The organism is Streptomyces sp. NPDC001231 (genome assembly GCF_042896885.1).
In the GTDB taxonomy this organism is placed as follows: domain Bacteria; phylum Actinomycetota; class Actinomycetes; order Streptomycetales; family Streptomycetaceae; genus Streptomyces.
In genome coordinates this window covers 89,798-111,581 of record NZ_JBIAXS010000008.1, presented here as the reverse complement: position 1 = coordinate 111,581, position 21,784 = coordinate 89,798, and the positions used below count along the sequence as shown (strand labels likewise).

Genomic DNA, 21,784 nt, shown 5'->3' with positions numbered 1-21,784 from the left:
GTCGATGGTTGTCGTGGTCCCCGGCGGGTGACGCCGAGGACCCACGGATACGGCTCACAGCAACAGCAGGTCGTGCAACGAAGCCATGAGCAGCAGACACCCGATCACCGCAAGGAAGATCATCAGCGGCGGCTGGGAAAGGGCGAAGAGACATCCGCGCGGCTCGTCCTGAGGCGGCGCGGACTCGCTCTGTGTCGTGTCCACCATCTCGGGGCGATGATGGCGCAGCCGCCGCTGCTGACGCGGTCAACACACCAGGATTGTGCGGGAGTCAGCTGGATTCCGTGATCTTCGGTCCGCTTCGGCGCGGACCGTGATCACTTACGGGCGCACCCATGATCACCGTCATATGCCGTGCTTCTTCAGGATCGCCTCGATGTCGCTGAAGTCGTCCTCGCTCCCGGACGCCGCCGGAGCCACCGCTCCCCGCTCCGCCGTCCGGGTCGTCTCCTTGCGCTCCTTGCGCGTGCCGCCGCGGCGGCGCTCCACCGCCCGGGTCGTCGCGAAGAGCAGCCAGGCGGCGCCGAGCAGGCCGAATCCCGCCCAGGCGGTCGGGCTGAAGGCGGTGTCGGCCAGCCAGCCGACGATGCCGGTCATCGCCAGGCCGACCGGGACCAGGGAGTAGGCGGCGATACGGGCCGCGGCGAGGAAGCGCCGCCGGTAGGCCGTGACGGCGGCGATGCCCAGGCCGGCCGCGGAAACGGCGGAACATACGGTCTCGGCGATCATCCGGTCCTCCAGGCAGGCTCACCGGTCGGGGTGGTTCGTCCCTTCCATCCTGCACCGCCCACCGCCGGGGAGGCCATGTTCCGGGCGGACTTCAGGGAGATCTCCGGGTCGCCTCCTCCGCAGGTCCCGGTGGGGCGTACGACGTGTGATCCCGGTTGGGGCGCCCGCGGCCGGCCTGGGAGACTGTCCCCATGAGCGACTCCTCCCCCGCGCACACCCCCGTCCCGGTCCTCGACGTCTGGTGCGAGCTCCAGTGCCCCGACTGCCGTACCGCGCTCGACGACCTGCGTGCCCTGCGCGCCCGGTACGGCGACCGGCTGGAGTTGCGGCTGCGGCACTTCCCGCTGGAGAAGCACCAGCACTCCTTCGCCGCCGCGCAGGCCGCGGAGGAGGCCGCCGAGCAGGGGCAGGGGTGGCCGTACGTGGAGGCGGTGCTGGGCCGGGTCGAGCGGCTGGCCCGCGAGGGCGAGCCCGTCCTGATCGAGGTGGCCCGTGAACTGGGCCTGGACGCCGAGGAGTTCGACACCGCGCTGATCGACGGCCGGCACATCCTGATCGTCGACGCCGACCAGGCCGAGGGCAAGGCGATCGGCGTGACCGGCACGCCGACGTACGTGGTCGGGGGCGAGCGCCTGGACGGCGGCAAGAGCCAGGAGGGGCTGCGCGAGCGCGTCGAGGAGATCGTGGACCGGCTGCTGGCCGAGGCCGGGCAGGGGAACTGACCGGCCCGGCCCGTCCGTCGCCGCTGTTCTCACGGAGTGCCGCAGCGGTTCCTCAGAGCAGTTCCTTGTAGACGGCGCGCAGCACGGGCCGGTAGCCGAGGGACTCGTACAGCCGCTCGGCCGGGGTGTTGCCCGCGAAGACGTTGAGGCCCAGGACGCGTCTGCCCGCGGCCAGCGCCTGGGTCTCGGCCAGCAGCATCAGGGAGCGGCCGTGGCCCCGGCCGCGGAAGCGCTCGTCGGCCTCGACGTCGTAGACGAAGGCCCGCTCCTCGGTGACCGCCACCCACAGGGTGCCGACCGGGGTGCCCTCGTGCTCCAGGACGCTGAGCACCATGCCCGGAGTGTCGGGGCCCTGGGGCAGCAGCCGGGCGTGGTCCTCCTCCGACTTGGCCCGTGCCTCGTCGGCGGGCACACCTCGGTCGATCCAGCTCTGCGCGTAGCCGAGCTTGCCGTGTTCGAGCCACGGGCCGTACTCGGCCGGGGTCATGGGCCTGCCCCGGCTGCCGGCGGGCAGTTCGGGCGCGCCGGCGTCCAGCCGCTTCTCCATGGCACGGTTGCGTTCGACGTAGCCGAGCGTCGTGACCAGCCGGACCGCGGCCTCGGCGTCGGCGGGCACGGCGGCCTCGATCCGCTTGCAGCCCCAGCCGCGCGCCACCTCCTCGGCGGCGAGCGCGGCCACCGTGCCGCGGCCCCGGCGGCGGTCCGGTTCGTCGATGTGCAGGTCGAGGACCCTGGCGACGGCGGGCCCGAAGACGGGGTGCGTGGCGAGGTGTATCCCGCCGACCGGGCGGCTGTTCACGCACACCTGGTAGCGGCGTGAACGGGTTCCGTCGGCGTTCTGCTGCAGCGGCTCGGTCGGCCGCAGGGTCGTGGTCATCAGGGATGTTCTACCCGCTGCGAGACGGCACGGCAGCCGATTATGGGCCGCCTGTGCGGGTCCGGACCGCCGTGTCCAGGGTCTTTCGTTTGGATCAGGCCGGATCAGGGAGCGGGGTCTGGTGCCGTGGATCGCAAGACGGAGGAGGGCGGCAGGGCGGAGCCCTGCCAACCGACGACAACGCCGCTGGGGGTACCCCCTGCTCGAAGAGCTCGGGGGAGCGGCACCAGGGCCCGCGAGCCCGGCATGATCCAAACGAGAGGCCCTGGCTAGGGGCAATACCGATGACTTATGTAGCACTTCGAGGCTCTGACGTGCGGAAACGCCTTCGCCCGGAGCGTCAGTAGCCGCTTAAGTCACTGGCATTGTGGCTAGGGGTCCAGTCGGTGGGCCGAGCGTTCGTCGAAGATCCGCATGGCCTTGGCGGTCACCGGGCCCGGGGCGTCCGGCAGTTCGCGGTCGTCGACGCGGTGCACGGCCTGGATGTCGCGCAGGGTGGAGGTGAGGAAGACCTCCTCGGCCCGGCCCAGGACGTCCAGCGGCAGGTCGGTCTCCTTCGCGCCCGTCCACTCGATCGCGAGGGCGCGTGTGATCCCGGCGAGGCAGCCGGAGGCGAGCGGCGGGGTGTGGACCTCCCCGTCGAGGACGACGAAGACATTGGAGCCGGTGCCCTCGCAGAGCCGTCCGACGGTGTTGCCGAACAGGGCCTCGGTGGCGCCGTGTTGGTGGGCGCGGGCGAGCGCGACGACGTTCTCGGCGTACGAGGTGGTCTTCAGGCCGGTGAGCGCGCCGCGCTCGTTGCGGGTCCAGGGCACCGTGACGACGGCGGTGGAGTCGGGGCGGCGGGTGGTCTCGCCGAGGGCGATCAGCAGTGTCGGGCCCTGGTCCCCGCGGTCGGAGCCGAGGGGTCCCTGACCGCCGGTGTAGGTGATGCGCAGCCGGCCCAGCGGCATCGGGTTGGCCTCGAGCACGGCGGCGCAGGCGCGGCGCACCTCGTCGTGGTCGGGGTCGGGCAGGCCGAGGCCACGGGCGGACCGGGTGAGCCGGTCCAGGTGGCGGGTGAGCGCGAACGGCTTGCCGTCGAGCGCCTTCACCGTCTCGAAGATGCCGTCGCCCACGGTCAGCCCGTGGTCGAACGCGGAGACACGGGCGGACTCGATGTCCCGCAGCGCGCCGTCGAGCCAGATCTTCACCGTTGCAGTCCCTCTCCACTTTCCTCGTACGTGCCTGACGCTACCGCGAGCAGCCGGGCCGCCTTCAGCTCGGTCTCCCGCCACTCGCCCTCGGGGTCCGAGTCCCAGGTGATCCCGGCACCGGCGCCGAAACGCAGGACGGGCGTGTCGGCGGCGCGGTCGATCCAGAAGGTACGTATGCCGACGGCCAGCTCGCCCGTACCGCGGTCGGCGTCGACCCAGCCGATGCCGCCGCAGTAGGGACCGCGGGGCGCGGTCTCCAGGGCGTCGATGATCCTGAGGGCGCTCGACTTGGGGGCTCCGGTGATCGAGCCGGCCGGGAAGGCCGCGTCGAGCAGTTCGGGCCAGCCCGCGCCCTCGCACAGCTCGCCGCGGACCGTGGAGACGAGGTGGACCAGTCCGGGGTGCTTCTCGACGACGCACAGGTCGGGGACGGTGACGCTGCCGGTGGCGCAGACACGCCCGATGTCGTTGCGGACCAGGTCCACGATCATCACGTTCTCGGCGTAGTCCTTGTCCAGGAGTTCCGCCTCCGTGCGGGCGGTGCCCTTGATCGGGCCGGACTCGACGGTCCGGCCGTCACGGCGCAGGAAGAGCTCGGGGGACGCGGTGGCGATCTCCACCCCGTGTTCGGGCAGGCGAATCGTTCCCGCATACGGTGCCGGATTGCCGCGGGCCAGTACGGCGGTCAGGGCGTCCACGTCGGCCTCCGGGGCGACCGGCGCGCCGAGCACGCGGCAGAGGTTCACCTGGTAGACCTCGCCGGTCGCGATGTGCTCGCGGATGCGGCGCACGCCGGCCGTGTACGCGGCGTGGTCGAGGGAAGAGGTCCAGTCACCGGCCGCCGGGCCGCGCCACCGGCCCGGGACGGGAGCGGGGACGGGTTCCTCCCGCACGTCACGGAAGCGGGCGCAGGTCAGCCGGCCCTCGTAGTCCGCGGCGACGGCCCAGAAACCGCTGGAGTCCAGGGCCGCGGGATCGCTGGTGACATCGGTCAGGCCGGTGGCGACACGGTCGCCGAAACGGGCAAGAGGAGACAGGTCGAGCACGCCGTCGAGTCTATGGCGGGCGCCGTCCCGGGCGGTCCGGGCGTGTCGTTCCGGGCCCCCGGCCGGGTCGCCGGGCGGACGCAGCGCAGCACGCTGCGCAAACGCGTTTTTGTACTGGCCCGGGAATCCGCTAGAGTTCAACACGTCGCCGGGCCGCGCAAGCGGACCGAAACGACAGGCGGACGTAGCTCAGTTGGTAGAGCGCAACCTTGCCAAGGTTGAGGTCGCGAGTTCGAGCCTCGTCGTCCGCTCGTAGGAAGAGGGGATCTCCCGGATCCCCTGTACTCCTGGTGGAGTGGCCGAGAGGCGAGGCAACGGCCTGCAAAGCCGTCTACACGGGTTCAAATCCCGTCTCCACCTCCAAGGACGATTAGCTCAGCGGGAGAGCGCTTCCCTGACACGGAAGAGGTCACTGGTTCAATCCCAGTATCGTCCACTGGATCTGCCGAAGATCCTTACCCGCGCGATTAGCTCAGCGGGAGAGCGCTTCCCTGACACGGAAGAGGTCACTGGTTCAATCCCAGTATCGCGCACAGGGATCGTGATCCTTACCCGTGATCATGATCTTGAGGACGATTAGCTCAGCGGGAGAGCGCTTCCCTGACACGGAAGAGGTCACTGGTTCAATCCCAGTATCGTCCACACACCAGGAAGACCCCGGCCGTCGCGTGCGGCCGGGGTCTTCGTCGTTCCACGCGACCGGGGCCGGACCGCCGGGGCGCAAGACAATGCCGGCGCAGCTCCCCAGCTGCGCCGGCATTCTGCCGTCCGCCGCACCCCCGTCCCCACGGGGTTTCATGGGTGGATGTCCCCGCCCGGACCGCTCTTCCGGGCCTGGGGTCGCCGCTCAGCGCCCCAGCATCACACCCACGGACGACGCCTGTGTGGCCACTGTGTTCCAGCCGTCGAAGACGAGCAGGAGCAGGGCCGCCAGGGGAAGGGCCATCAGCGTCGCCACCAGGGGGTGGCGGCGGCCCGTACGGTGGGGGCGCGTGAGGCGCTCCTGGGTGCGGAGCAGCGTCCGCGGTGCCGTCAGGGCCATGGTCCCTCTCCTGACCGTCTTGGTTGTCGTTGGCAGCGGCGGGTACTTGACCTCGGGGGACGAGTGCCGCACCCGCCGCTTGACCTCAAATCTAGGCGCGCGGCGTATCCGGGGCGTCATGCCCTCGTACCGATTGGAGGGCCTCCCGGAGGATGAGCCGTGAGCCGGGGACTACTCCCCTGGGTGGAGACATGGCTCCGGGCCTCGGGGTCTTCCCGGAGGGGTCGCCCGCGGCACCGCCGCCCCCACCGGTCCGCCGGACGAGCCGCCCCCGCTGTGCGTGACTTCGCTCACCTCGACCGCACCCCGGCGCGGGGCCTGCTCCCCCCGGCGGCGGGGCCCGTCCACCCCCGGCCCTCACGGCCGCCCAGCACAGGTCCAACCTCCTTCCCCCGGAGGGCGGTTGGGATCTTGCAGCACCCCAAAACGGGCTATCCCCAAGCATGTTGACCGCGTGTCAAATCCGCTGTCTCGCGCGGACAATCGATGGGGTCGAGAGGGCGCGGCCTCTGCGCGCCGGCGGTCCCGGATACGTAAGCTGTGGCTCGTCACAGGGACCGGGCAGCGGGGATGAACATGGCGATGATGCGCCTGAGGCGCGAGGACCCGCGCGTCGTCGGCTCGTTCAGGCTTCACCGACGGCTCGGCGCGGGCGGGATGGGCGTGGTCTACCTGGGCTCCGACCGGAAGGGCCAGCGCGTGGCGCTGAAGGTCATCCGGCCGGATCTGGCGGAGGACCAGGAGTTCCGCTCGCGGTTCGCGCGCGAGGTCTCGGCGGCGCGGCGGATCCGGGGCGGGTGCACGGCGCGGCTGGTGGCCGCGGACCTGGAGGCGGACCGGCCGTGGTTCGCCACGCAGTACGTGCCCGGGCCCTCCCTGCACGACAAGGTGGCCGAAGAGGGTGCCCTGTGCGCGGCGGAGACGGCGGCGATCGGGGCCGCGCTGTCCGAGGGACTGGTCGCCGTGCACGAGGCCGGGGTGGTGCACCGGGATCTCAAGCCCTCCAACATCCTGCTGTCCCCCAAGGGGCCGCGGATCATCGACTTCGGCATCGCGTGGGCGACCGGCGCCTCCACGCTCACGCACGTCGGCACGGCGGTCGGCTCTCCGGGCTTCCTCGCCCCGGAGCAGGTGCGCGGCGCCGCGGTCACTCCGGCCACCGACGTGTTCTCGCTGGGGGCGACCCTGGCCTACGCGTCGACGGGTGACTCGCCGTTCGGGCACGGCAGTTCCGAGGTGATGCTGTACCGCGTGGTGCACGAGGAGCCGCAGCTGCACGGCGTGCCGGACGCGCTCGCTCCGCTGGTCCGGGCGTGTCTGGCGAAGGACCCCGAGGAGCGGCCCACCACGCTGCAGTTGTCGCTGCGGCTGAAGGAGATCGCCGCGCGCGAGGCGCAGGACCTGGACGAGGCGCGGCCCCCCGCGCCGCGTGGAGCGGAGGCCGACCGGTCGACCGGTCCCCTGGTCGACAGCTATCCGGGACGCCGGCGAACCGGTCAGCCCGAGCAGGCACGGGGCCGGCGGCGTCCGCCGGGCACCCCCGCCCCACAGGGCTCGGTGCCTCCGTCGCGGGGCGGCACGTCATCCCGCACGGGCGGCTCGTCCCGGGGCGGCGGTCCCTCCCGTACGGGCGGTTCGCGCCCGGCACCGGCGTCCCGGGGCGGTTCGCGCTCGGGCAGCGGCAGCCGTCCGGTGCGGCGTGACGGCGCCGGGCGGACGGGACCGCGGGGCACGTCGAGCGGCCTGCGGCCCGCCAATCCGAGGCTGCTGCGGCAGCGTCTGATCGTGTTCGTGGTGGTGACGCTGCTGGTCGCGCTCGGCATCGCGGCGGCGCAGGGCTGCCAGGGGCCCGCGCGGGGGCTGGGCGGCGACGGCCACGGTGTCCGGGAGCAGCGGCACGCGCAGGCGACGGAGGCACCGTCGCCACGGCAGCCGTAGGGGCCGGCGGGAGTCGCCGGGGACGATCTCGGGCGTCGGGCCGTCGGCGGTGGGGGCGTCGGGCGTCGGGCGTCGGGCGTCGGGCGGGGTCCAACGCTCGTCGGGCACGTTGGGCGGCGGGTCCTACGGCCCGTCGGGCAGAGTCCACATCTTGTCGGGCGGGGTGTACGGCTGAAGGCGACCCGTCGCCACCGCGTGAAAGACGACCGCAGCCGCTGCGACTGTTCGGGCCGGCGGGAGCCGTCACGGACGATCCCGGGCGCCCGGCGGTCCCACGGCTCGTCAAGCTGGTCGGGCCGGACGCCGACCCGTCCGGCAAGGCCTACGGCCAAGGACGACCCGTCGCCCCGTGAAAAGCGACCGCGACCTCGGCGGACGTAGAACCGGCGGAAGCCGCCACGGACGATCCCGGGCGCCCGGCGGTCCCAGACCTCGTCACGCCGGACGCCGACTCGTCTGGCAGGGCCTACGGCTGAGGACGACCCGTCGCCGCGTGGAAAACGACCGCGACCACGGCGGACACAGAACCGGCGGAAGCCGCCACGGACGATCCCGGGCGCCCGGCGGTCCCAGACCTCGTCACGCCGGACGCCGACTCGTCTGGCAGGGCCTACGGCTGAGGACGACCCGTCGCCGCGTGGAAAACGACCGCGGAGGCCGTGGAGGCCGGCGGGAGCCGCCACGGACGTCGGGCCGGGCGGCGCCTCGTTGGGCGGGGTCTATGGCTGAGGACGGCCCGTCGTCACCGCGTAGAAGGCGACCGCGGCCGCGGCGCCCACGTTGAGGGAGTCGACGCCGTGCGACATGGGGATGCGGACCCACTCGTCGGAGGCGGCCAGGGCCCGGCGGGACAGGCCGGCGCCCTCGGCGCCGAGCATCAGCGCGACCCGGTCCATCCGGTGCGGGGCGGCCTCGTCCAGGGTTTTGGCCTTCTCGTCGGGGGTGAGGGCGAGCAGCGTGAAACCGGCCTCGCGGACCGCGTCCAGGCCCCTCGGCCAGGTGTCGAGACGGGCGTACGGCACGGAGAAGACCGCGCCCATGGAGACCTTCACGCTGCGGCGGTAGAGCGGGTCGGCGCAGTCCGGGGAGAGCAGGACCGCGTCCATGCCGAGGGCGGCGGCGGAGCGGAAGATGGCGCCGATGTTGGTGTGGTCGTTGACGGATTCCATGACCACGACCCGGCGGGCCGTCCGCAGCACCTCGGCCGCGGTGGGCAGCGGCTTGCGCTGCATGGAGGCGAGGGCGCCGCGGTGCACGTGGTAGCCGGTGACCCGTTCGGCGAGTTCCGGGCTCACCACGTGGACGGGTGCGGTGAGTTCGTCGATGACGTCGCGCATCGCGTCGACCCACTTCGCGGACAGCAGCATCGAGCGCATCTCGTACCCGGCGTCCCTGGCCCGGCGGATGACCTTCTCGCCCTCGGCGATGAACAGGCCCTCGGCGGGTTCGCGCCTGCGGCGCAGCTCCACGTCGGTCAGGTCCGTGTAGTCGCGCAGGCGCGGGTCGTCGGGGTCCTCGACGGTGATGAGATCGGCCACGGGTGATACTGCCTTGTCCTGGTGATGGTGCGGGCGGCTCGGGTGGGCGGGGGTCACTCTTCGGTGCGCGGGCCCACCGCGACGACCTCGCCGATGACGATGACGGCCGGCGGCCTCACGTCCTGCGCGCGTACGGTCTCGGCGACCGTCGCGAGGGTCGCGTCCACCCGGCGCTGGGCGGCCGTCGTACCCTCCTGGACCAGGGCGACCGGGGTGTCGGGGGACTTGCCGTGGGCCATGAGCGTCTCGGCGATCCTGCCGATCTTGTCGACGCCCATCAGGACGACGAGCGTGCCGGTGAGCCTGGCCAGGGACGGCCAGTCGACCAGGGAACGCTCGTCGTCGGGCGCCACGTGCCCGCTGACCACGGTGAACTCGTGGGCGACCCCCCGGTGGGTGACCGGAATGCCGGCCGCGCCCGGGACCGAGATCGAGCTGGAGATGCCGGGGACGACCGTGCAGGGAACGCCGGCCTCGGCGAGCGCCTGGAGTTCCTCCATGCCCCGGCCGAAGACGTACGGGTCGCCGCCCTTGAGCCGGACCACCGACTTGCCCTGCTTGGCGTGCTCGATGAGGGCGTTGTTGATCGCCTCCTGGGCCATGAAGCGGCCGTAGGGGATCTTCGCCGCGTCGATCACCTCGACGTGCGGCGGGAGTTCGGCGAGCAGGTCCCGCGGGCCGAGCCGGTCGGCTATGACGACGTCGGCCTCGGCGAGCAGCCGGCGCCCGCGGACCGTGATCAGGTCCGGGTCGCCGGGGCCGCCGCCGACCAGGGCGACGCCGGGGGTGCGGGTGCGGTGGTGCGGGGCGACCAGCGTGCCGTCGCGCAGGCCCTCCACGACCGCGTCGCGGATGGCCGCGGTGTGCCGGGGGTCGCGGCCGCTCGCGCTGGTGGTGAGCACGGCGACCGTGACGCCCTCGCTGTGGCCGGTGGCCGGGGTCCAGGCGGTCGCGACGTCGGCGTCGTCGGAGCGGACGCACCACACGCGCAGACGCTCCGCCTCGGCCGAGGCGCGCGTGTTGGCGTCGTGGTCGCTGGTGGCGATCAGGGCGTACCAGGCGTCGGCGAGGTCGCCGTCCTCGTAGGGCCGCCGCCTCCAGGTGATCTCGCCCGTGTCCGCCATCGCCTCCACGGAGGGGGTGGCCTCGGGCGACACGAGGACGACGTCCGCGCCCGCCGAGACGAGCGCCGGGAGGCGGCGCTGGGCGACCTGCCCCCCGCCGAGGACGACCACACGGCGGCCGGTCAGGCGGAGGCCTACGGGGTAGGCGGGGTGTTCGGCCATGAGGCGAGCTCCTCTTGCGGCGGCGGTGCGATAGCCCTGACGTGCGGATTTTACGCGGTCGGGGGATGCGGCGGCCTGGGCGTCCGGTGGCTGGGCGGCGTGACCGGGTCCCGGCCATGGGCACCACCGCGGCACGTTGTGGACGGACCATGGGTCCGGTCCGTCCACAAGCGCGGCCGGCGACCGGGGAATCGTGGATTCCGCGCGGCTACTTCTCCGTCACTCCCGCCGAGTCGAACGTGGCCACCTCGTGCATCGCCCGGGCCGTGCTCTGCACCAGCGGCAGGGCGAGCAGCGCGCCCGTGCCCTCGCCGAGGCGCAGGTCGAGGTCGACCAGAGGGCGCAGGCCGAGCTTGTTGAGGGCGGCGACGTGGCCCGGTTCGGCGCTGCGGTGGCCGGCGATGCAGGCCGCCAGCACCTCGGGGGCGATGGCGCGGGCGACCAGGGCGGCGGCGCCGGCGCTGACGCCGTCCAGGATGACCGGCGTGCGCAGGGAGGCGCCGCCCAGCAGCAGACCGACGATGGCCGCGTGCTCGAAGCCGCCGATCGCGGCGAGCACGCCGATGGGGTCGGCCGGGTCCGGCTGGTGCAGTTCCAGTGCGCGGCGGACCACATCGGTCTTGCGGGTCAGGGTCTCGTCGTTGATGCCCGTGCCCCGGCCGGTGACTTCTGCGGGATCGGCGCCCGTGAAGACGGAGATGAGGGCGGCGGACGCGGTGGTGTTGGCGATGCCCATCTCACCGGTGAGCAGCGCCTTGTTCCCGGCCGCCACCAGGTCGCGGGCGGTCTCGATGCCGACCTCGATGGCCTGCTTGGCCTCCTCGCGGGTCATCGCGGGACCGGTGGTCATGTCGGAGGTGCCCGCGCGGACCTTGCGGGGCAGCAGGCCCGGCGTGGCCGGGAGGTCGGCGGCGACGCCCACGTCGACGACGCAGACCTCGGCGCCCACCTGTCCGGCGAAGGCGTTGCAGACCGCTCCCCCGCCGAGGAAGTTGGCCACCATCTGGGCGGTGACCTCCTGCGGCCAGGGGGTGACGCCCTGGGCGTGCACTCCGTGGTCGCCGGCGAAGACCGCGACGGCCGCGGGCTCGGGGATCGGCGGCGGGCACTGGCGGGACAGGCCGCACAGCTGGGCGGAGATGATCTCCAGCATGCCGAGCGCGCCGGCCGGCTTGGTCATCCGCTTCTGCCGCTCCCAGGCCTCGCCGAGCGCCTTGGCGTCCAGCGGGCGGATCTGCGCGACGGTCTCGGCGAGCAGGTCGTGCGGGTCCTCGCCGGGCAGGGCGCGACGGCCGTACGTCTCCTCGTGCACCACCCAGGACAGCGGGCGGCGCTTGGACCAGCCGGCCTGCATCAGCTCGGGCTCGTCCGGGAACTCGTCGACGTAGCCCACGCACAGGTAGGCGACGATCTCCAGGTGCTCGGGCAGGCCGAGGGCGCGGACCATCTCGCGCTCGTCGAAGAAGCTCACCCAGCCGACGCCGAGGCCTTCCGCGCGGGCCGCGAGCCAGAGGTTCTCGACCGCGAGCGCGGAGGAGTACGGCGCCATCTGCGGCTGGGTGTGGCGGCCCAGGGTGTGCCGGCCGCCGCGGGTCGGGTCGGCGGTGACGACGATGTTCACCGGGGTGTCGAGGATGGCCTCGATCTTCAGTTCCTTGAACTGCTTCGCCCGGCCCTTGGGCAGCGACTTGGCGTACGCCTCGCGCTGGCGCATGGCCAGCTCGTGCATCGCCTGCCTGGTTTCGGCGGAGCGGATGACGACGAAGTCCCAGGGCTGCGAGTGGCCCACGGACGGTGCCGTGTGAGCGGCTTCCAGGACGCGCAGCAGCACCTCGTGCGGGATGGGGTCGCCGCGGAAGCCGTTGCGGATGTCGCGGCGCTCGCGCATCACCTTGAGCACGGCCTCGCGCTCGGCGTCGTCGTAGCCGGGCGCGGCCGGGCCGGTGGGCCGCGACGCCTCCGCCTCCGCGGCCGCGTTCTCCTCCGGGGTCCCCTCCGGGTCGGCGCCGTGGGTGTCCAGGTCGTCCGCGTGCTGGACGGCCTCGGGCGCGGGCTCCTCGCTCGACGCGGCGGCGTCGCCGTCGCGGGGTGCGGGGACCGTGACGGCGGGCTCCTCCGGGGCAAGTTGGTCCGCCGGGACGACGATGGGGTGCGGCGGGGTCGGGGCCAGGTGCGGGGTGGTGGGCACCGAGCCCTCGACGGGCACGAACTCTCCGAGGGTCTGGCCGGGCTGCGGCTGAAGGGGGACGCCGGGGCGGAGGGGTGCGCCGTGGGCGTGCTCGCCGGGGGTCCGGTCCGCGGGCGGCGTCGCCGCGTCCGGCTGGGCGGGCTGGGTCCCGGCTGTTTCGGCGCTCGTGGGGTCGGCGGCGTCGGCGGGCTGGAGCGCGTCCGGATCCTGGACGGCGGGGTCCGCGATGTGAGCCGCTGCGGGTACGGCGGCGGCACCGGCCGCCTCCTGCGGGCCGGGCTCCACGGCTGCGAGCGCCTCCGGCGAAGCCGGCTGCTCCACGACGGCGACGGGCGTCGCGGTGGCGTCGGCGGGAGCCGCCGGGGCGGGCGTGGTCCCGGGGGCGTCGGCGGCCTGGGCCCGCGGCCGCGCGGGCCCGGTCGGCTCATCTGCCGCGACGGTGGCGTCGGCGGAGTCGCCGGTCTCCGGGGTGTGAGCGGCTGCCGGAACCTGCGTGGCCTCGGCCCGGGCGGTCTGCGGGGCGGCCCCTGCCGGGCTCTGGCCCGCCTCAGGGGTGTTGACGGCGACGGGCGCGGGCTCGACCTGCACGGCCCGCAGTCCCCCGGGGCCGGTTCCGGTTGCCCGCGTCGTCTCGGCGGCGGCCACGGCGTCGGCGGGGACATCCGCCTGCGCGGCCTCGGCCGCGCCGTCGGAAGCAACGGCGGTCCGGGTCACGTCCACGCCATCCGTCACCTGCGCGGCGTCCGGAGCGTGCGCGGGCTCGGCGGCACCGCCGGGTGCGGCCCCCGCCGCGGGCACAGGGGCACCGGGAACGACGTCGGCACCCTCCAACTGCGGGCCGGCCTCGGGCATCTGCCCACCATCCGGCACCTGGCCGGCGTCCGCGGCGACGGCGCCCTCCGGCTGGGTCCCGGCCTCCGGCGCCCGGCCACCGGCCGGAACCTGACCCGCGTCCGGGGCAGCCCCGGCGGCAGCGCCCTCCGACGGGGACTCGGCCCCGGCCGCACCACCGGGCTCAACTCCGGCCCCCGGCACGGGCGCACCGGGAGCGACACCGGCGCCCTCCAACCGCGGCCCGGCCTCGAGCACCGGACCGGTACCCGGGACAACCCCGGCCACAGCGTCCCCGGGCTGGGATGACGCACCCTCAGCCGCACCACCGGGCTCAATCCCGGCCCCCGGCAGGGCAGCACCGACACCTACCGACCCCGGTCCCGCCTCCGGCGTCCGACCACCGGTCGGGACCTGGCCGAGCGCCTGGCCCCGGCCGTCCGTCGGCGGGTGGCTCGTGTCAGGGCCGTACGGGACGGCGCCGGGCAGGGCCGCGTCGGCCACCTGGGCCACGCCGACCGGCTCCGGGACCGGAACGACCGTCTCCGCGGCCCCCGCCCCGGCGAGCACCGGAGGGGCCGCCACGGTGGGCTGGGCGCCCCAGGGCGCGGCGCCCTGCGGGGCCATCTCGCGCGGCTGCGGAACGTCGAGGTACTCGGGGCCGGCCGCGGGCGGTCCGGGCCGGCGGACCGGCGCGTCCGCGGGACCGCGGTCGGCCAGGGAGCGGACCGGGCTCGCGGAGGCGTCGGGGATCGGCGGACCGAGGTGCAGCGGCCGGCGCGGGGGCACCGCCGCGGCGATCCCGGCCGGCGGCGTGGCCGCCGGGTCGTGGTGCCGCACACCGCCGAGGTCGACGGAGCCGGTGTCCCGGCCGGCCGTCTCGTGCGGGCCCGGCTCGTGGACGGCCTCGAGGACCGGCTCCGGGGCGGGCGGGGCCACCTCGTTGCCCCACGCTCCGTGGGAGCCCGGAAGGAGCAGGTCTTCGTCCTCGGCGGGGGACTCGGAGAGGTAGGCGTACGCACCGTGCGCGGGGACGCCCGGCTGCTCCACCATGCCTGCGCTCTCCGGCAGTCCCTCGCCCGGGACCTGGCCGGTGTCGGTCATGCGTACCCCTCGCCCATCGGTTTAGTGCTCCTACGACCAGCTCACCCGGAACGGCGCACCGACCGCCCCCAGTGAAGAACGAGCGTCCGCGCCGTGCGGCACGAACAACCCGCCCGGAAAAGGCGACAAAGCCATTGAGTGGCATTCTCGCGGTCGTCCGGCCACCGCGACAGCGTGATCCGCGACGGCCCGCTGTGGACTGCGCCACGTTGCGCGTTCTCCGGGTCTGCCGTACCACACCCGCCCTGAATCGGGTGGGTTTTCCGGACATTGACGAACGAACTTCCGGACCACCCGGTGCGGTGCAACGATCGGCCAGCCTACCGCGCGCGGTACGACAACCCGATCACGGGGCGCGCTCGGGCAGCACGGCACTGAGCAGGAACACGACGCTGCGCTCGGTCTCCGTCCAGGCGCGCGTGTCGAGTGCGACGGACTGGAGCAGGGCGCACTCGACTTGGTATCCGTGCTCGGTGAGGTCACGGCCGACGAGTTCGGCCGCGTCCCGGGTCGCGGCATGGGCGACGATCCGCTGCGGACGGCGGTCGGCGACCGCGGAGACCACGGCAACTCCCCCGCCGCCGACCCGGACGACGTCCGGTTCGGGCAGGTTCTCCAGAATGTGCGGGGCGGTGCCGTGCACCACCTGCGTGCGGACGCCGAAGCGCTGCGCGGCCGACTCGGTGCGGGCGCAGGCCCGCGCGTCCCGGTCGACGGCGATGACGGCGGCGCCGCCGCGCGCGGCCTCGGTGGCGAAGGCGCCGCTGCCGCAGCCGATGTCCCACACCAGATCGCCGACGCGCGGTCCGAGGCGGGCGAGTTGGGCGGCCCGGAGCAGATCGGTCTCCCCCTCGCAGAGCCCGCCGCCGTAGGCCTCGGCGGGCTGGGTCCAGCCGCGCGGCCCGTGGGCGGGGTCGTTCCCGGCGATCCAGCCGCCGCCCTCGCCGCCGCCCCGGCCGCCGATGACGATGACGACGTTGGGGTCGCGCCAGGTGTGGTCGGCGGCCTTGTCGGAGGTGACGACGCTGACCTGCTCGCGTTCGGTGCCGAGTTCCTCGCAGATGACGAACGTGCGGTGCACTCCGTCCAGGAGCAGGCCGAGTTCGGCGGGTCCGGCGCCGGGAGCGGTGAGCACGGCGACCTTGGCGTATGCGCGGCACACGTTCACCGCGCGTCGCAGGGTGCGCTTGTGTGCGACGACCACTTGGGCGTCGTCCCAGGGCATTCCGGCGCGGGCGAAGGCGGCGGCCACGGACGAGACGGCGGGGACGACCTCGACCTCCAGGCCGAACTCCGGTGCGCGCAGGGTCCGTACGACCCCGAAGAAGCCCGGGTCGCCGTCGGCGAAGACCACCGCGGTGCCGCGGTGGGCGGCGATGCGGCGGGCGGCGAGGGCGACACTGCCGAGGCGGATGCGTTCGGCGGTGCGCGGTACCTCGGGCAGCGCCAGGTGATGGGCCGCGCCTGCCACGAGGGTGGCGGCGCCCAGGGCACCGCGCGCCGCGTCGGTCGGCGGCGAACCGTCCCAGCCGATCACCGTGACCCGGTCGGCCATCGTCGTCAGTCTCCAGGATTGCGCAGGTCGTCGGGGTACGGACGCCCGAGGGCGTGTTCCGCGAGCGTACCGGGTGGAGCTGCCGGACGCGCGGCGGGGCGGGGCGGGTGTGCCCGCGGGTCCCGGCGCCTCAGTTCCATTCCGAGAAGGACGTGTAGCCGCCGGACTCGGCGAGCTGCTCGCCCGCGCCCTCCAGGTCCTCCGGCAGCAGGCTCCACACGATGAAGTCGGTGCGCATGTCGGTCCATGTGCCGTCCTCGGTGCGGACGTGCGCTATGCAGGCGTTGCGCAGCACGCCCTCGCTGATGCAGCCGATCTTCTGGGCGACCTGCTGGGAGGCGGTGTTGTCGGCGGCCGTGCGCAGCTCGATGCGTTCGAACTTCTGGTCCCCGAAGAGCCATTGCGCGGTGGCGAGCGCGGCCTCCGCGGCGTATCCCTCGCCGCGTGCCCAGGGTGCGACGATGTACGACAGCTCGGCGGACCGCACGTGCCAGTCGGCCTTGGTCAGCTGGACGATGCCGACCAGCCGCTGGGTGAGGAACTCGGTGACCGCGAGGTCCAGGCCCCGGCCGGCGGTGCGTTCGGCGGGGGCGTACCCGGTGATCCAGGCGCGGGCCCCGTCCTCGGTGAAGGGCTGGGGGACGTCGGTCCAGGCCGCGACCTGTTCGTCGTTCATCATCTCGGCCAGGGCGGGCACGTCGTCCTCCTCGAGGGGACGCAGCACCAACCGCTCCGTGCTGATGGAGATGTTGGGGAAGGTGCTGTTCATGCGCCGCTCCGTAACCTTCGGAAGAACCTTCAGGGCCTGCTGAACTGCCCAGCATGCAGCATGCAAGCGCTGAACCGCACCACGGGGTCCTCCCCCACTGCCTGAACGGCGTGGGGGTGCCCCCACCCTGTGAGGGCGCGGACCCCGTGCGTCGTGCGGGTGTCGGTCGGACGGATCAGAACGCCGCGACGACCGCGCCGTCGTACTTGTCCTCGATGAACTTCTTCACCTCGGGCGAGGTGAGGAGCTGGGCGAGCTTCTTGACCCGCGGGTCGTTCTCGTTGCCCTTCTTCACGGCGAGGAAGTTGGCGTACGGGTTGTCCTTCGCGGCCTCGGCGGCGATGGCGTCCTTGGCCGGGCTGAGCTTGGCCTCCAGCGCGTAGTTGCCGTTGATCACCGCGGCGTCGACGTCACCGAGGGAGCGCGGCAGCTGGGCCGCCTCCAGCTCCTTGAACTGCAGGTTCCTGGGGTTGGAGGTGACGTCCTTGGGGGTCGCGTCGTATCCGGCGCCGGCCTTCAGCTTGATGACGCCGTTGGCCTCCAGCAGCTTCAGGGCGCGGGCCTCGTTGGTGGTGTCGTTGGGCAGCGCGACGGTGGCGCCCTTCTTCAGGTCGGCCAGCTTCTTGACGCTCTTGGAGTACACGCCCAGCGGCTCCAGGTGCACCGTGCCGCCGGGGACCGGCACGACGTCGGTGCCGTTCTTCTTGTTGAAGTCGTCGAGGTACGGCTTGTGCTGGAAGTAGTTGGCGTCGACCTGGCCCTGCTGGACGGCCGTGTTCGGGGTCACGTAGTCGGTGAACTCCTTGACCTCCAGGTTGAGGCCGGCCTTCTTCGCCAGGTTGTCCTTGACGTAGGCGAGGATCTCGCCCTGCGGGGTGGGAGTGGCGGCGACCGTCAGCGGGGCGTTCGCGTCGGCCTTGCCGGAGCCGGATTCCGAGCCGCAGGCGGTGAGCCCGAGGGTGAGGGCTCCGGCGGCGAGGACGGCGGCGGTGATCTTGGTGGTGTTACGCACGAAAAGTGCCTTTCCTTGGGTGGTGCGACCCCGGGTACGGGGAGATTCGGGAGGAGGTCTTCAGGCGGCCTTGCCGACGCCGGTGGCCGCGGGCTCACCGGCCTTCAGCAGCCGCAGCTTCGGTGCGGGGCCGGAGCGGCCGGAGCGGCGGTGCAGGGAGCGGGCCGCGAGGTCGCCGGCGAACTGGATGGCAGAGATGACCACGGCGAGGATGGCCACGGTGATCCACATGAGCCGGGTGTCGAAGCGCTGGTAGCCGTAGCGGATGGCGATGTCGCCGAGGCCGCCGGCGCCGACGGTGCCGGCCATCGCGGAGTAGCCGATGAGGGCGACGATCGTGGTGGTGGTGCCGGCGATCAGCGAGGGCAGGGACTCGGGGACGAGGACCTTGCGGACGATGGTCCAGGTGTTGCCGCCCATCGCCTGGACGGCCTCGACCAGCCCGCCGTCCACTTCGCGGACGGACGTCTCGACGAGCCGGGCGAAGAAGGGGATGGCGCCGATGGCCAGCGGCACGATGGCGGCCTCGCGGCCGATCGTCGTGCCGGTGACGAAGCGGGTGAAGCTCATCAGGGCCACCATCAGGATGATGAACGGCATCGAGCGGGTGATGTTCACGACCTGCCCGATCACCTTGTTGGCGACGACGTTCTGGAGGAGCCCGCCCCGGTCGGTGAGGACCAGCAGGACGCCGAGGGGCAGTCCGACGACGACGGCGATGAGCGTGGACCAGCCGACCATGTAGAGGGTGTCCCAACTGGCCTGGGACAGCAGCGGCTGCGTTTCGGACCAGGTCACTCGGCACCTTCCTTCACCAGCTCCGGCCGGGCGGCCGGGGCGTGGTCGACGACGTCGATCTGCAGGCCCTGCTCGCGCAGGAAGCCGATGGGCACCACGTTGTCCTCGTAGCGGCCGGGCAGTTCGATGCGCATCCGGCCGACCTGGAGGCCGCCGATGGTGTCGATGGCCGCGCCGAGGATCGAGATGTCGATGTTGTAGGTGCGGGACAGCTGCGAGATGACGGGCTGGGTGGCGCTCTCGCCGTGGAAGGTGACGTCGATGACGGTCCGGTCGTCGGCGGAGGCCTCCCCGCCGACCGGGAAGAGCGCGGCGGCCAGTTCGGAGCCCGGGGTGGCGAGGAGTTCGCTCACCGTGCCGGACTCGACGATGCGGCCGTTCTCCATGAGCGCCGCCGAGTCGCAGACCGACTTGACGACGTCCATCTCGTGCGTGATGAGCAGGACGGTCAGGCCGAGCTGCCGGTTCAGGTCGCGCAGCAGCTGGAGGACGGAGCGGGTGGTCTCCGGGTCGAGGGCGCTGGTGGCCTCGTCGGACAGCAGCACCTTGGGGTCGCCGGCGAGGGCGCGGGCGATGCCGACGCGCTGCTTCTGGCCGCCGGAGAGCTGGGCGGGGTAGGCCCGGGCCTTGTCGGCGAGACCGACGAGGTCGAGCAGTTCGAGCGCCTTGCTGGAACGTTCCTTCCCGGACGTGCCGAGGATCTCCAGCGGCAGCTCGACATTGTCCTGGACGGTGCGCGAGGACAGCAGGTTGAAGTGCTGGAAGACCATGCCGATCCGGCTGCGCGCCCGCCGCAGGTCCTTGCCCGCCCGGTGGCCGCGGCCGGCCAGGGCGGTGAGGTCCTGTCCGGCGACGGTGACCGTGCCGGCGGTGGGCCGCTCCAGCAGGTTGACGCAGCGGATGAGCGAGGACTTGCCGGCGCCGGACTGGCCGATGACGCCGTACACCTCGCCTTCGCGGACGTGCAGGTCGACGCCGTCGAGCGCGGTGATCTCGCGGCCGCGCGAACTGTAGACCTTGGTGAGGCCCGATGTGGTGATCACGTGGGTTTCCGTCACTGTCGAGTGCGCGGCGCGTCGTGGGCGCCGGGCACGGCATTCATGGTCGGGGAGCGCCAGAACGCGGCACGGCTCTCGCAGAGGTGCTCAAACCGGGAGAAACGTGTGCGCGGGGGCGTGGCTCGGCCGCGTGCGCCCGGACGGACCGGACGCGGGCGCGGACATGAGCGGGCTCTCGCTTCGGGGCGCGAGGCTCAGCTGGTGCAGGGGCCCTCTAGAAGGCGCACATTCGACGTACAGGACACATACAACGAGCACCGGGCGGCACAGTCGCCTCGGTCGCCGGGATGCGGTCGCTCGTCGTGGTCATGCGGTCAGTAAACCAGACCCACGGGGACGGGAGGCCACCGTTGTCCACATGCTGGACGCACGTGGACACCTGGGCGATGGGGCGCGGACCTGGGGGTTTGGCGCCTGTGACCAGTACGGACAAGGCCCGCGAGCGTCCGTCCGGACAGCCGGGGGCGGGCGCGGGGAACGCCGGACTGTGGCCAACGCCACGGCGCCGCACCGGGGGAGCCGCACCGGCGGGCACCGGGTCCGCGGGGCCGGGCCGGGCGCGGCGGGGCGTTCGCCCCGTAATAAGGTCGCAGCATGCTTGATGCCCTGACGCTGATGACCGGCGTCGCCGCGCTGCTGCTCGCCGCCTGGTGCGGCTGGGCGGCCTACCGTGACCAGCCCACGAAGGACTGGCACTTCATCGGGATGGCGGTGGTGTCGCTGCTCGCCCTGGTCCAGCTGGTGGTCGGGGTCGTGGCGCTGGCGCGGGGCGAGAAGCCGGCGCAGGGGACGACGATCTTCGTCGCGTATCTGCTGGGTGCCTTCGCGTGCGTCCCGGCGGCCGGGCTCATGTCGCTGACCGAGCGGACGCGCTGGGGCTCGGTGACCGCCGCGGCGGGCGGAGTGGTCCTCGCCGTCCTGGAGGTGCGGCTCTATGACATCTGGGGAAGGTGAGATGAGCGCCGTGGAGGAGAAGCCGGCCGGGGCACGGCTCGTCAGCGGTCCGGGCACGCTGCTGGTCTGGCTGTACGGCGTGATGGTCGTCGGCGCGGTGTCGCGCTCGGCCTACCAGATCGCCACCGAGTTCGACCGGGCGCCGCTCGCCTACTCGCTGTCCGCGGTCGCCGGAGTCGTGTACGGCTTCATCACGTACTCGCTGGTGCGCGGCGGGGAGAAGGCGCGCAGGGCCGCGCTGGCGTGCTGCGTCGCCGAGCTGGTGGGCGTACTGACGGTCGGCACGTGGACGCTCCTCGACAAGTCCGCGTTCCCGGACGCGACCGTGTGGTCGGACTACGGCCGGGGCTACGTCTTCATCCCGGTGCTGCTTCCGCTGTCGGCCCTGTACTGGCTGCGCAAGGCGCGGAAGCAGCAGCCGCAAGCGGCCTGAGCCGGTCCGCAGCCGCGCTACGCGGTCGCCGCGTAGCTGCCCTCCGGCTTCTCCAGGGTGATCATCGGTACTCCGTCGGCGCCCTGGGAGGTGCCGACCACCTGGTAGCCCACGCGCCGGTACAGACGCAGGTTGCCCTCGCTGCGGTGACCCGTGTGCAGCCGGAACCTGGTGGCGCCGCGCTCCGCGGCCAGCGCGGCCTCGGCCGCGCGCAGCAGCCGGGCGCCGATGCCGTGCCCCTGGAGGCGCGGGTGGACGCAGAGCTTGCTGATGAGGGCCGCGCCGTCCTCGGCCACCCGGCCGCGCACCGAACCGACCACCTCGTCGCCGAGCCGCGCCACGAAGACGCAGTCCGCGGCCAGCTCGTGACGGATCGAGTCGAGGCTCTCGACGAGCGGGTCGATGCGGTAGTTGCCGTACAGCGCGGCCTCACTCTGGAAGCACAGGTACTGCAACCTGAAGATCTGCTCCGCGTCCTGTTCGGCCGCCGCAGAGATGGTCACGCTCATGCCCATGTGCGCACGCCTCCCGCTCACTTGATCGCCGGTCGTCCCCCACTCCTATCCCCGCGCTTCGCGGGCCGCAACCTCCGGTGCGCGCAATCGTCGCGGACATCCCGGACAACTGGCATGTTCCGGGCCTGTGCTGCCTTGTGAGATACCCAACTCACCCGCCCTCTCACGGTGGGTGGGGTCCGGCGGCGACCGC

General features: G+C 73.1%; 19 protein-coding genes and 5 tRNA genes. 9 read left to right on the top strand and 15 right to left on the bottom strand.

Translation table 11 applies throughout. The features are described 5' to 3' along the window. Nucleotides 1-54 precede the first annotated feature (54 nt). Both ACFY3J_RS12220 and ACFY3J_RS12215 read right to left on the bottom strand, forming a co-directional pair. Complete coding sequence (locus ACFY3J_RS12220; RefSeq protein ID WP_361412767.1) at nt 55-207, bottom strand: hypothetical protein; 153 nt, start codon at nt 205-207, stop codon at nt 55-57. 138 nt (nt 208-345) lie between these two features. Next, the gene (locus tag ACFY3J_RS12215; RefSeq protein WP_390840825.1) at nt 346-729 is read right to left on the bottom strand and encodes a hypothetical protein; all 384 of its coding nucleotides are present in this window, start codon (nt 727-729) and stop codon (nt 346-348) included. A 191-nt stretch (nt 730-920) separates the two neighbouring features. Between ACFY3J_RS12215 and ACFY3J_RS12210 the strand changes: the two genes are divergently transcribed. Then, the gene (locus tag ACFY3J_RS12210) at nt 921-1,451 is read left to right on the top strand and encodes a DsbA family protein (RefSeq protein ID WP_384175490.1); all 531 of its coding nucleotides are present in this window, start codon (nt 921-923) and stop codon (nt 1,449-1,451) included. A 52-nt stretch (nt 1,452-1,503) separates the two neighbouring features. On the opposite strand, the gene ACFY3J_RS12205 is transcribed toward ACFY3J_RS12210, so the two are convergent. From ACFY3J_RS12205 to ACFY3J_RS12195, 3 genes are all read right to left on the bottom strand, one after another. Further along, nucleotides 1,504-2,328, bottom strand: a complete 825-nt coding sequence (locus tag ACFY3J_RS12205; protein ID WP_384175488.1) for a GNAT family N-acetyltransferase — start codon at nt 2,326-2,328, stop codon at nt 1,504-1,506. A 371-nt stretch (nt 2,329-2,699) separates the two neighbouring features. Next, nucleotides 2,700-3,521 carry an aminotransferase class IV gene (locus tag ACFY3J_RS12200; RefSeq protein ID WP_390840824.1) on the bottom strand — a complete coding sequence of 274 codons (822 nt, stop codon included), beginning with the start codon at nt 3,519-3,521 and terminating at the stop codon, nt 2,700-2,702. Beyond that, a complete protein-coding gene (locus ACFY3J_RS12195; RefSeq protein ID WP_390840823.1) occupies nt 3,518-4,570 on the bottom strand; it encodes a chorismate-binding protein in 1,053 nt (350 codons plus the stop codon). Before ACFY3J_RS12195 ends, ACFY3J_RS12200 begins: the two co-directional genes overlap by 4 nt. Before the next feature lie 178 nt (nt 4,571-4,748). Between ACFY3J_RS12195 and ACFY3J_RS12190 the strand changes: the two genes are divergently transcribed. From ACFY3J_RS12190 to ACFY3J_RS12170, 5 genes are all read left to right on the top strand, one after another. Further along, nucleotides 4,749-4,821: transfer RNA gene (locus ACFY3J_RS12190), tRNA-Gly, on the top strand. Between the two features lie 38 nt (nt 4,822-4,859). After that, nucleotides 4,860-4,933: transfer RNA gene (locus tag ACFY3J_RS12185), tRNA-Cys, on the top strand. 1 nt (nt 4,934) lies between these two features. Continuing rightward, a tRNA-Val gene (locus ACFY3J_RS12180) sits at nt 4,935-5,006 on the top strand. Nucleotides 5,007-5,031: 25 nt separating this feature from the next. Beyond that, nucleotides 5,032-5,103: transfer RNA gene (locus tag ACFY3J_RS12175), tRNA-Val, on the top strand. Nucleotides 5,104-5,140: 37 nt separating this feature from the next. After that, a tRNA-Val gene (locus ACFY3J_RS12170) sits at nt 5,141-5,212 on the top strand. A gap of 205 nt (nt 5,213-5,417) precedes the next feature. Here the strand turns inward: ACFY3J_RS12170 and ACFY3J_RS12165 are convergent. Beyond that, nucleotides 5,418-5,612, bottom strand: coding sequence for a hypothetical protein (locus ACFY3J_RS12165; RefSeq protein ID WP_384175482.1), 195 nt, complete (start codon nt 5,610-5,612; stop codon nt 5,418-5,420). A gap of 570 nt (nt 5,613-6,182) precedes the next feature. Here ACFY3J_RS12165 and ACFY3J_RS12160 point away from each other — a divergent pair. After that, nucleotides 6,183-7,550 carry a serine/threonine-protein kinase gene (locus ACFY3J_RS12160; RefSeq protein WP_390840822.1) on the top strand — a complete coding sequence of 456 codons (1,368 nt, stop codon included), beginning with the start codon at nt 6,183-6,185 and terminating at the stop codon, nt 7,548-7,550. Nucleotides 7,551-8,269: 719 nt separating this feature from the next. Here the strand turns inward: ACFY3J_RS12160 and ACFY3J_RS12155 are convergent. The 8 genes from ACFY3J_RS12155 to ACFY3J_RS12120 all read right to left on the bottom strand — a co-directional run bounded on the left by ACFY3J_RS12155 (nt 8,270) and on the right by ACFY3J_RS12120 (nt 19,674). Continuing rightward, nucleotides 8,270-9,088, bottom strand: a complete 819-nt coding sequence (locus ACFY3J_RS12155; RefSeq protein ID WP_390840821.1) for a TrmH family RNA methyltransferase — start codon at nt 9,086-9,088, stop codon at nt 8,270-8,272. Nucleotides 9,089-9,141: 53 nt separating this feature from the next. Further along, nucleotides 9,142-10,374, bottom strand: coding sequence for a uroporphyrinogen-III C-methyltransferase (gene cobA, locus ACFY3J_RS12150; RefSeq protein WP_384175476.1), 1,233 nt, complete (start codon nt 10,372-10,374; stop codon nt 9,142-9,144). A 208-nt stretch (nt 10,375-10,582) separates the two neighbouring features. Next, entirely contained in the window at nt 10,583-14,497 is a 3,915-nt protein-coding gene (cobT, locus tag ACFY3J_RS12145; protein ID WP_390840820.1) for a nicotinate-nucleotide--dimethylbenzimidazole phosphoribosyltransferase, read from the bottom strand. A 346-nt stretch (nt 14,498-14,843) separates the two neighbouring features. Next, nucleotides 14,844-16,052 (bottom strand): precorrin-6y C5,15-methyltransferase (decarboxylating) subunit CbiE, encoded by a 1,209-nt coding sequence (gene cbiE / locus ACFY3J_RS12140; RefSeq protein ID WP_390840819.1) that lies wholly within the window; start codon nt 16,050-16,052, stop codon nt 14,844-14,846. 130 nt (nt 16,053-16,182) lie between these two features. Next, nucleotides 16,183-16,821, bottom strand: a complete 639-nt coding sequence (locus ACFY3J_RS12135) for a GNAT family N-acetyltransferase (protein WP_384175469.1) — start codon at nt 16,819-16,821, stop codon at nt 16,183-16,185. A gap of 175 nt (nt 16,822-16,996) precedes the next feature. Next, nucleotides 16,997-17,833: a MetQ/NlpA family ABC transporter substrate-binding protein gene (locus ACFY3J_RS12130; RefSeq protein WP_390840818.1), complete on the bottom strand. Its 837-nt coding sequence runs from the start codon at nt 17,831-17,833 to the stop codon at nt 16,997-16,999. Nucleotides 17,834-17,893: 60 nt separating this feature from the next. Next, on the bottom strand, nt 17,894-18,631 hold the full coding sequence (locus ACFY3J_RS12125; RefSeq protein WP_384175465.1) for a methionine ABC transporter permease: 738 nt from the start codon (nt 18,629-18,631) through the stop codon (nt 17,894-17,896). Further along, nucleotides 18,628-19,674, bottom strand: a complete 1,047-nt coding sequence (locus ACFY3J_RS12120) for a methionine ABC transporter ATP-binding protein (RefSeq protein WP_384175463.1) — start codon at nt 19,672-19,674, stop codon at nt 18,628-18,630. The genes ACFY3J_RS12125 and ACFY3J_RS12120 overlap by 4 nt, the downstream gene beginning before the upstream one ends. Before the next feature lie 609 nt (nt 19,675-20,283). Here ACFY3J_RS12120 and ACFY3J_RS12115 point away from each other — a divergent pair. Together ACFY3J_RS12115 and ACFY3J_RS12110 are read left to right on the top strand one after the other, a co-directional pair. Next, entirely contained in the window at nt 20,284-20,643 is a 360-nt protein-coding gene (locus ACFY3J_RS12115) for a hypothetical protein (protein ID WP_361412782.1), read from the top strand. Nucleotide 20,644: 1 nt separating this feature from the next. Next, on the top strand, nt 20,645-21,076 hold the full coding sequence (locus tag ACFY3J_RS12110) for a hypothetical protein (protein ID WP_141362661.1): 432 nt from the start codon (nt 20,645-20,647) through the stop codon (nt 21,074-21,076). Nucleotides 21,077-21,093: 17 nt separating this feature from the next. Here the strand turns inward: ACFY3J_RS12110 and ACFY3J_RS12105 are convergent, their stop codons facing one another. Next, a complete protein-coding gene (locus ACFY3J_RS12105; RefSeq protein WP_384175460.1) occupies nt 21,094-21,591 on the bottom strand; it encodes a GNAT family N-acetyltransferase in 498 nt (165 codons plus the stop codon). Nucleotides 21,592-21,784 lie beyond the last annotated feature (193 nt).

Bases quoted from the DNA above. Each gene is read 5' to 3' on its own strand.
- cbiE (WP_390840819.1), bottom strand. From the start codon at position 16,052: ATGGCCGACCGGGTCACGGTGATCGGCTGGGACGGTTCGCCGCCGACC.
- ACFY3J_RS12110 (WP_141362661.1), top strand. From the start codon at position 20,645: ATGAGCGCCGTGGAGGAGAAGCCGGCCGGGGCACGGCTCGTCAGCGGT.
- ACFY3J_RS12135 (WP_384175469.1), bottom strand. From the start codon at position 16,821: ATGAACAGCACCTTCCCCAACATCTCCATCAGCACGGAGCGGTTGGTG.
- ACFY3J_RS12205 (WP_384175488.1), bottom strand. From the start codon at position 2,328: ATGACCACGACCCTGCGGCCGACCGAGCCGCTGCAGCAGAACGCCGAC.
- ACFY3J_RS12105 (WP_384175460.1), bottom strand. From the start codon at position 21,591: ATGGGCATGAGCGTGACCATCTCTGCGGCGGCCGAACAGGACGCGGAG.
- ACFY3J_RS12160 (WP_390840822.1), top strand. From the start codon at position 6,183: ATGAACATGGCGATGATGCGCCTGAGGCGCGAGGACCCGCGCGTCGTC.
- ACFY3J_RS12115 (WP_361412782.1), top strand. From the start codon at position 20,284: ATGCTTGATGCCCTGACGCTGATGACCGGCGTCGCCGCGCTGCTGCTC.
- ACFY3J_RS12210 (WP_384175490.1), top strand. From the start codon at position 921: ATGAGCGACTCCTCCCCCGCGCACACCCCCGTCCCGGTCCTCGACGTC.
- ACFY3J_RS12165 (WP_384175482.1), bottom strand. From the start codon at position 5,612: ATGGCCCTGACGGCACCGCGGACGCTGCTCCGCACCCAGGAGCGCCTC.
- ACFY3J_RS12215 (WP_390840825.1), bottom strand. From the start codon at position 729: ATGATCGCCGAGACCGTATGTTCCGCCGTTTCCGCGGCCGGCCTGGGC.
- cobA (WP_384175476.1), bottom strand. From the start codon at position 10,374: ATGGCCGAACACCCCGCCTACCCCGTAGGCCTCCGCCTGACCGGCCGC.
- cobT (WP_390840820.1), bottom strand. From the start codon at position 14,497: ATGACCGACACCGGCCAGGTCCCGGGCGAGGGACTGCCGGAGAGCGCA.
- ACFY3J_RS12220 (WP_361412767.1), bottom strand. From the start codon at position 207: ATGGTGGACACGACACAGAGCGAGTCCGCGCCGCCTCAGGACGAGCCG.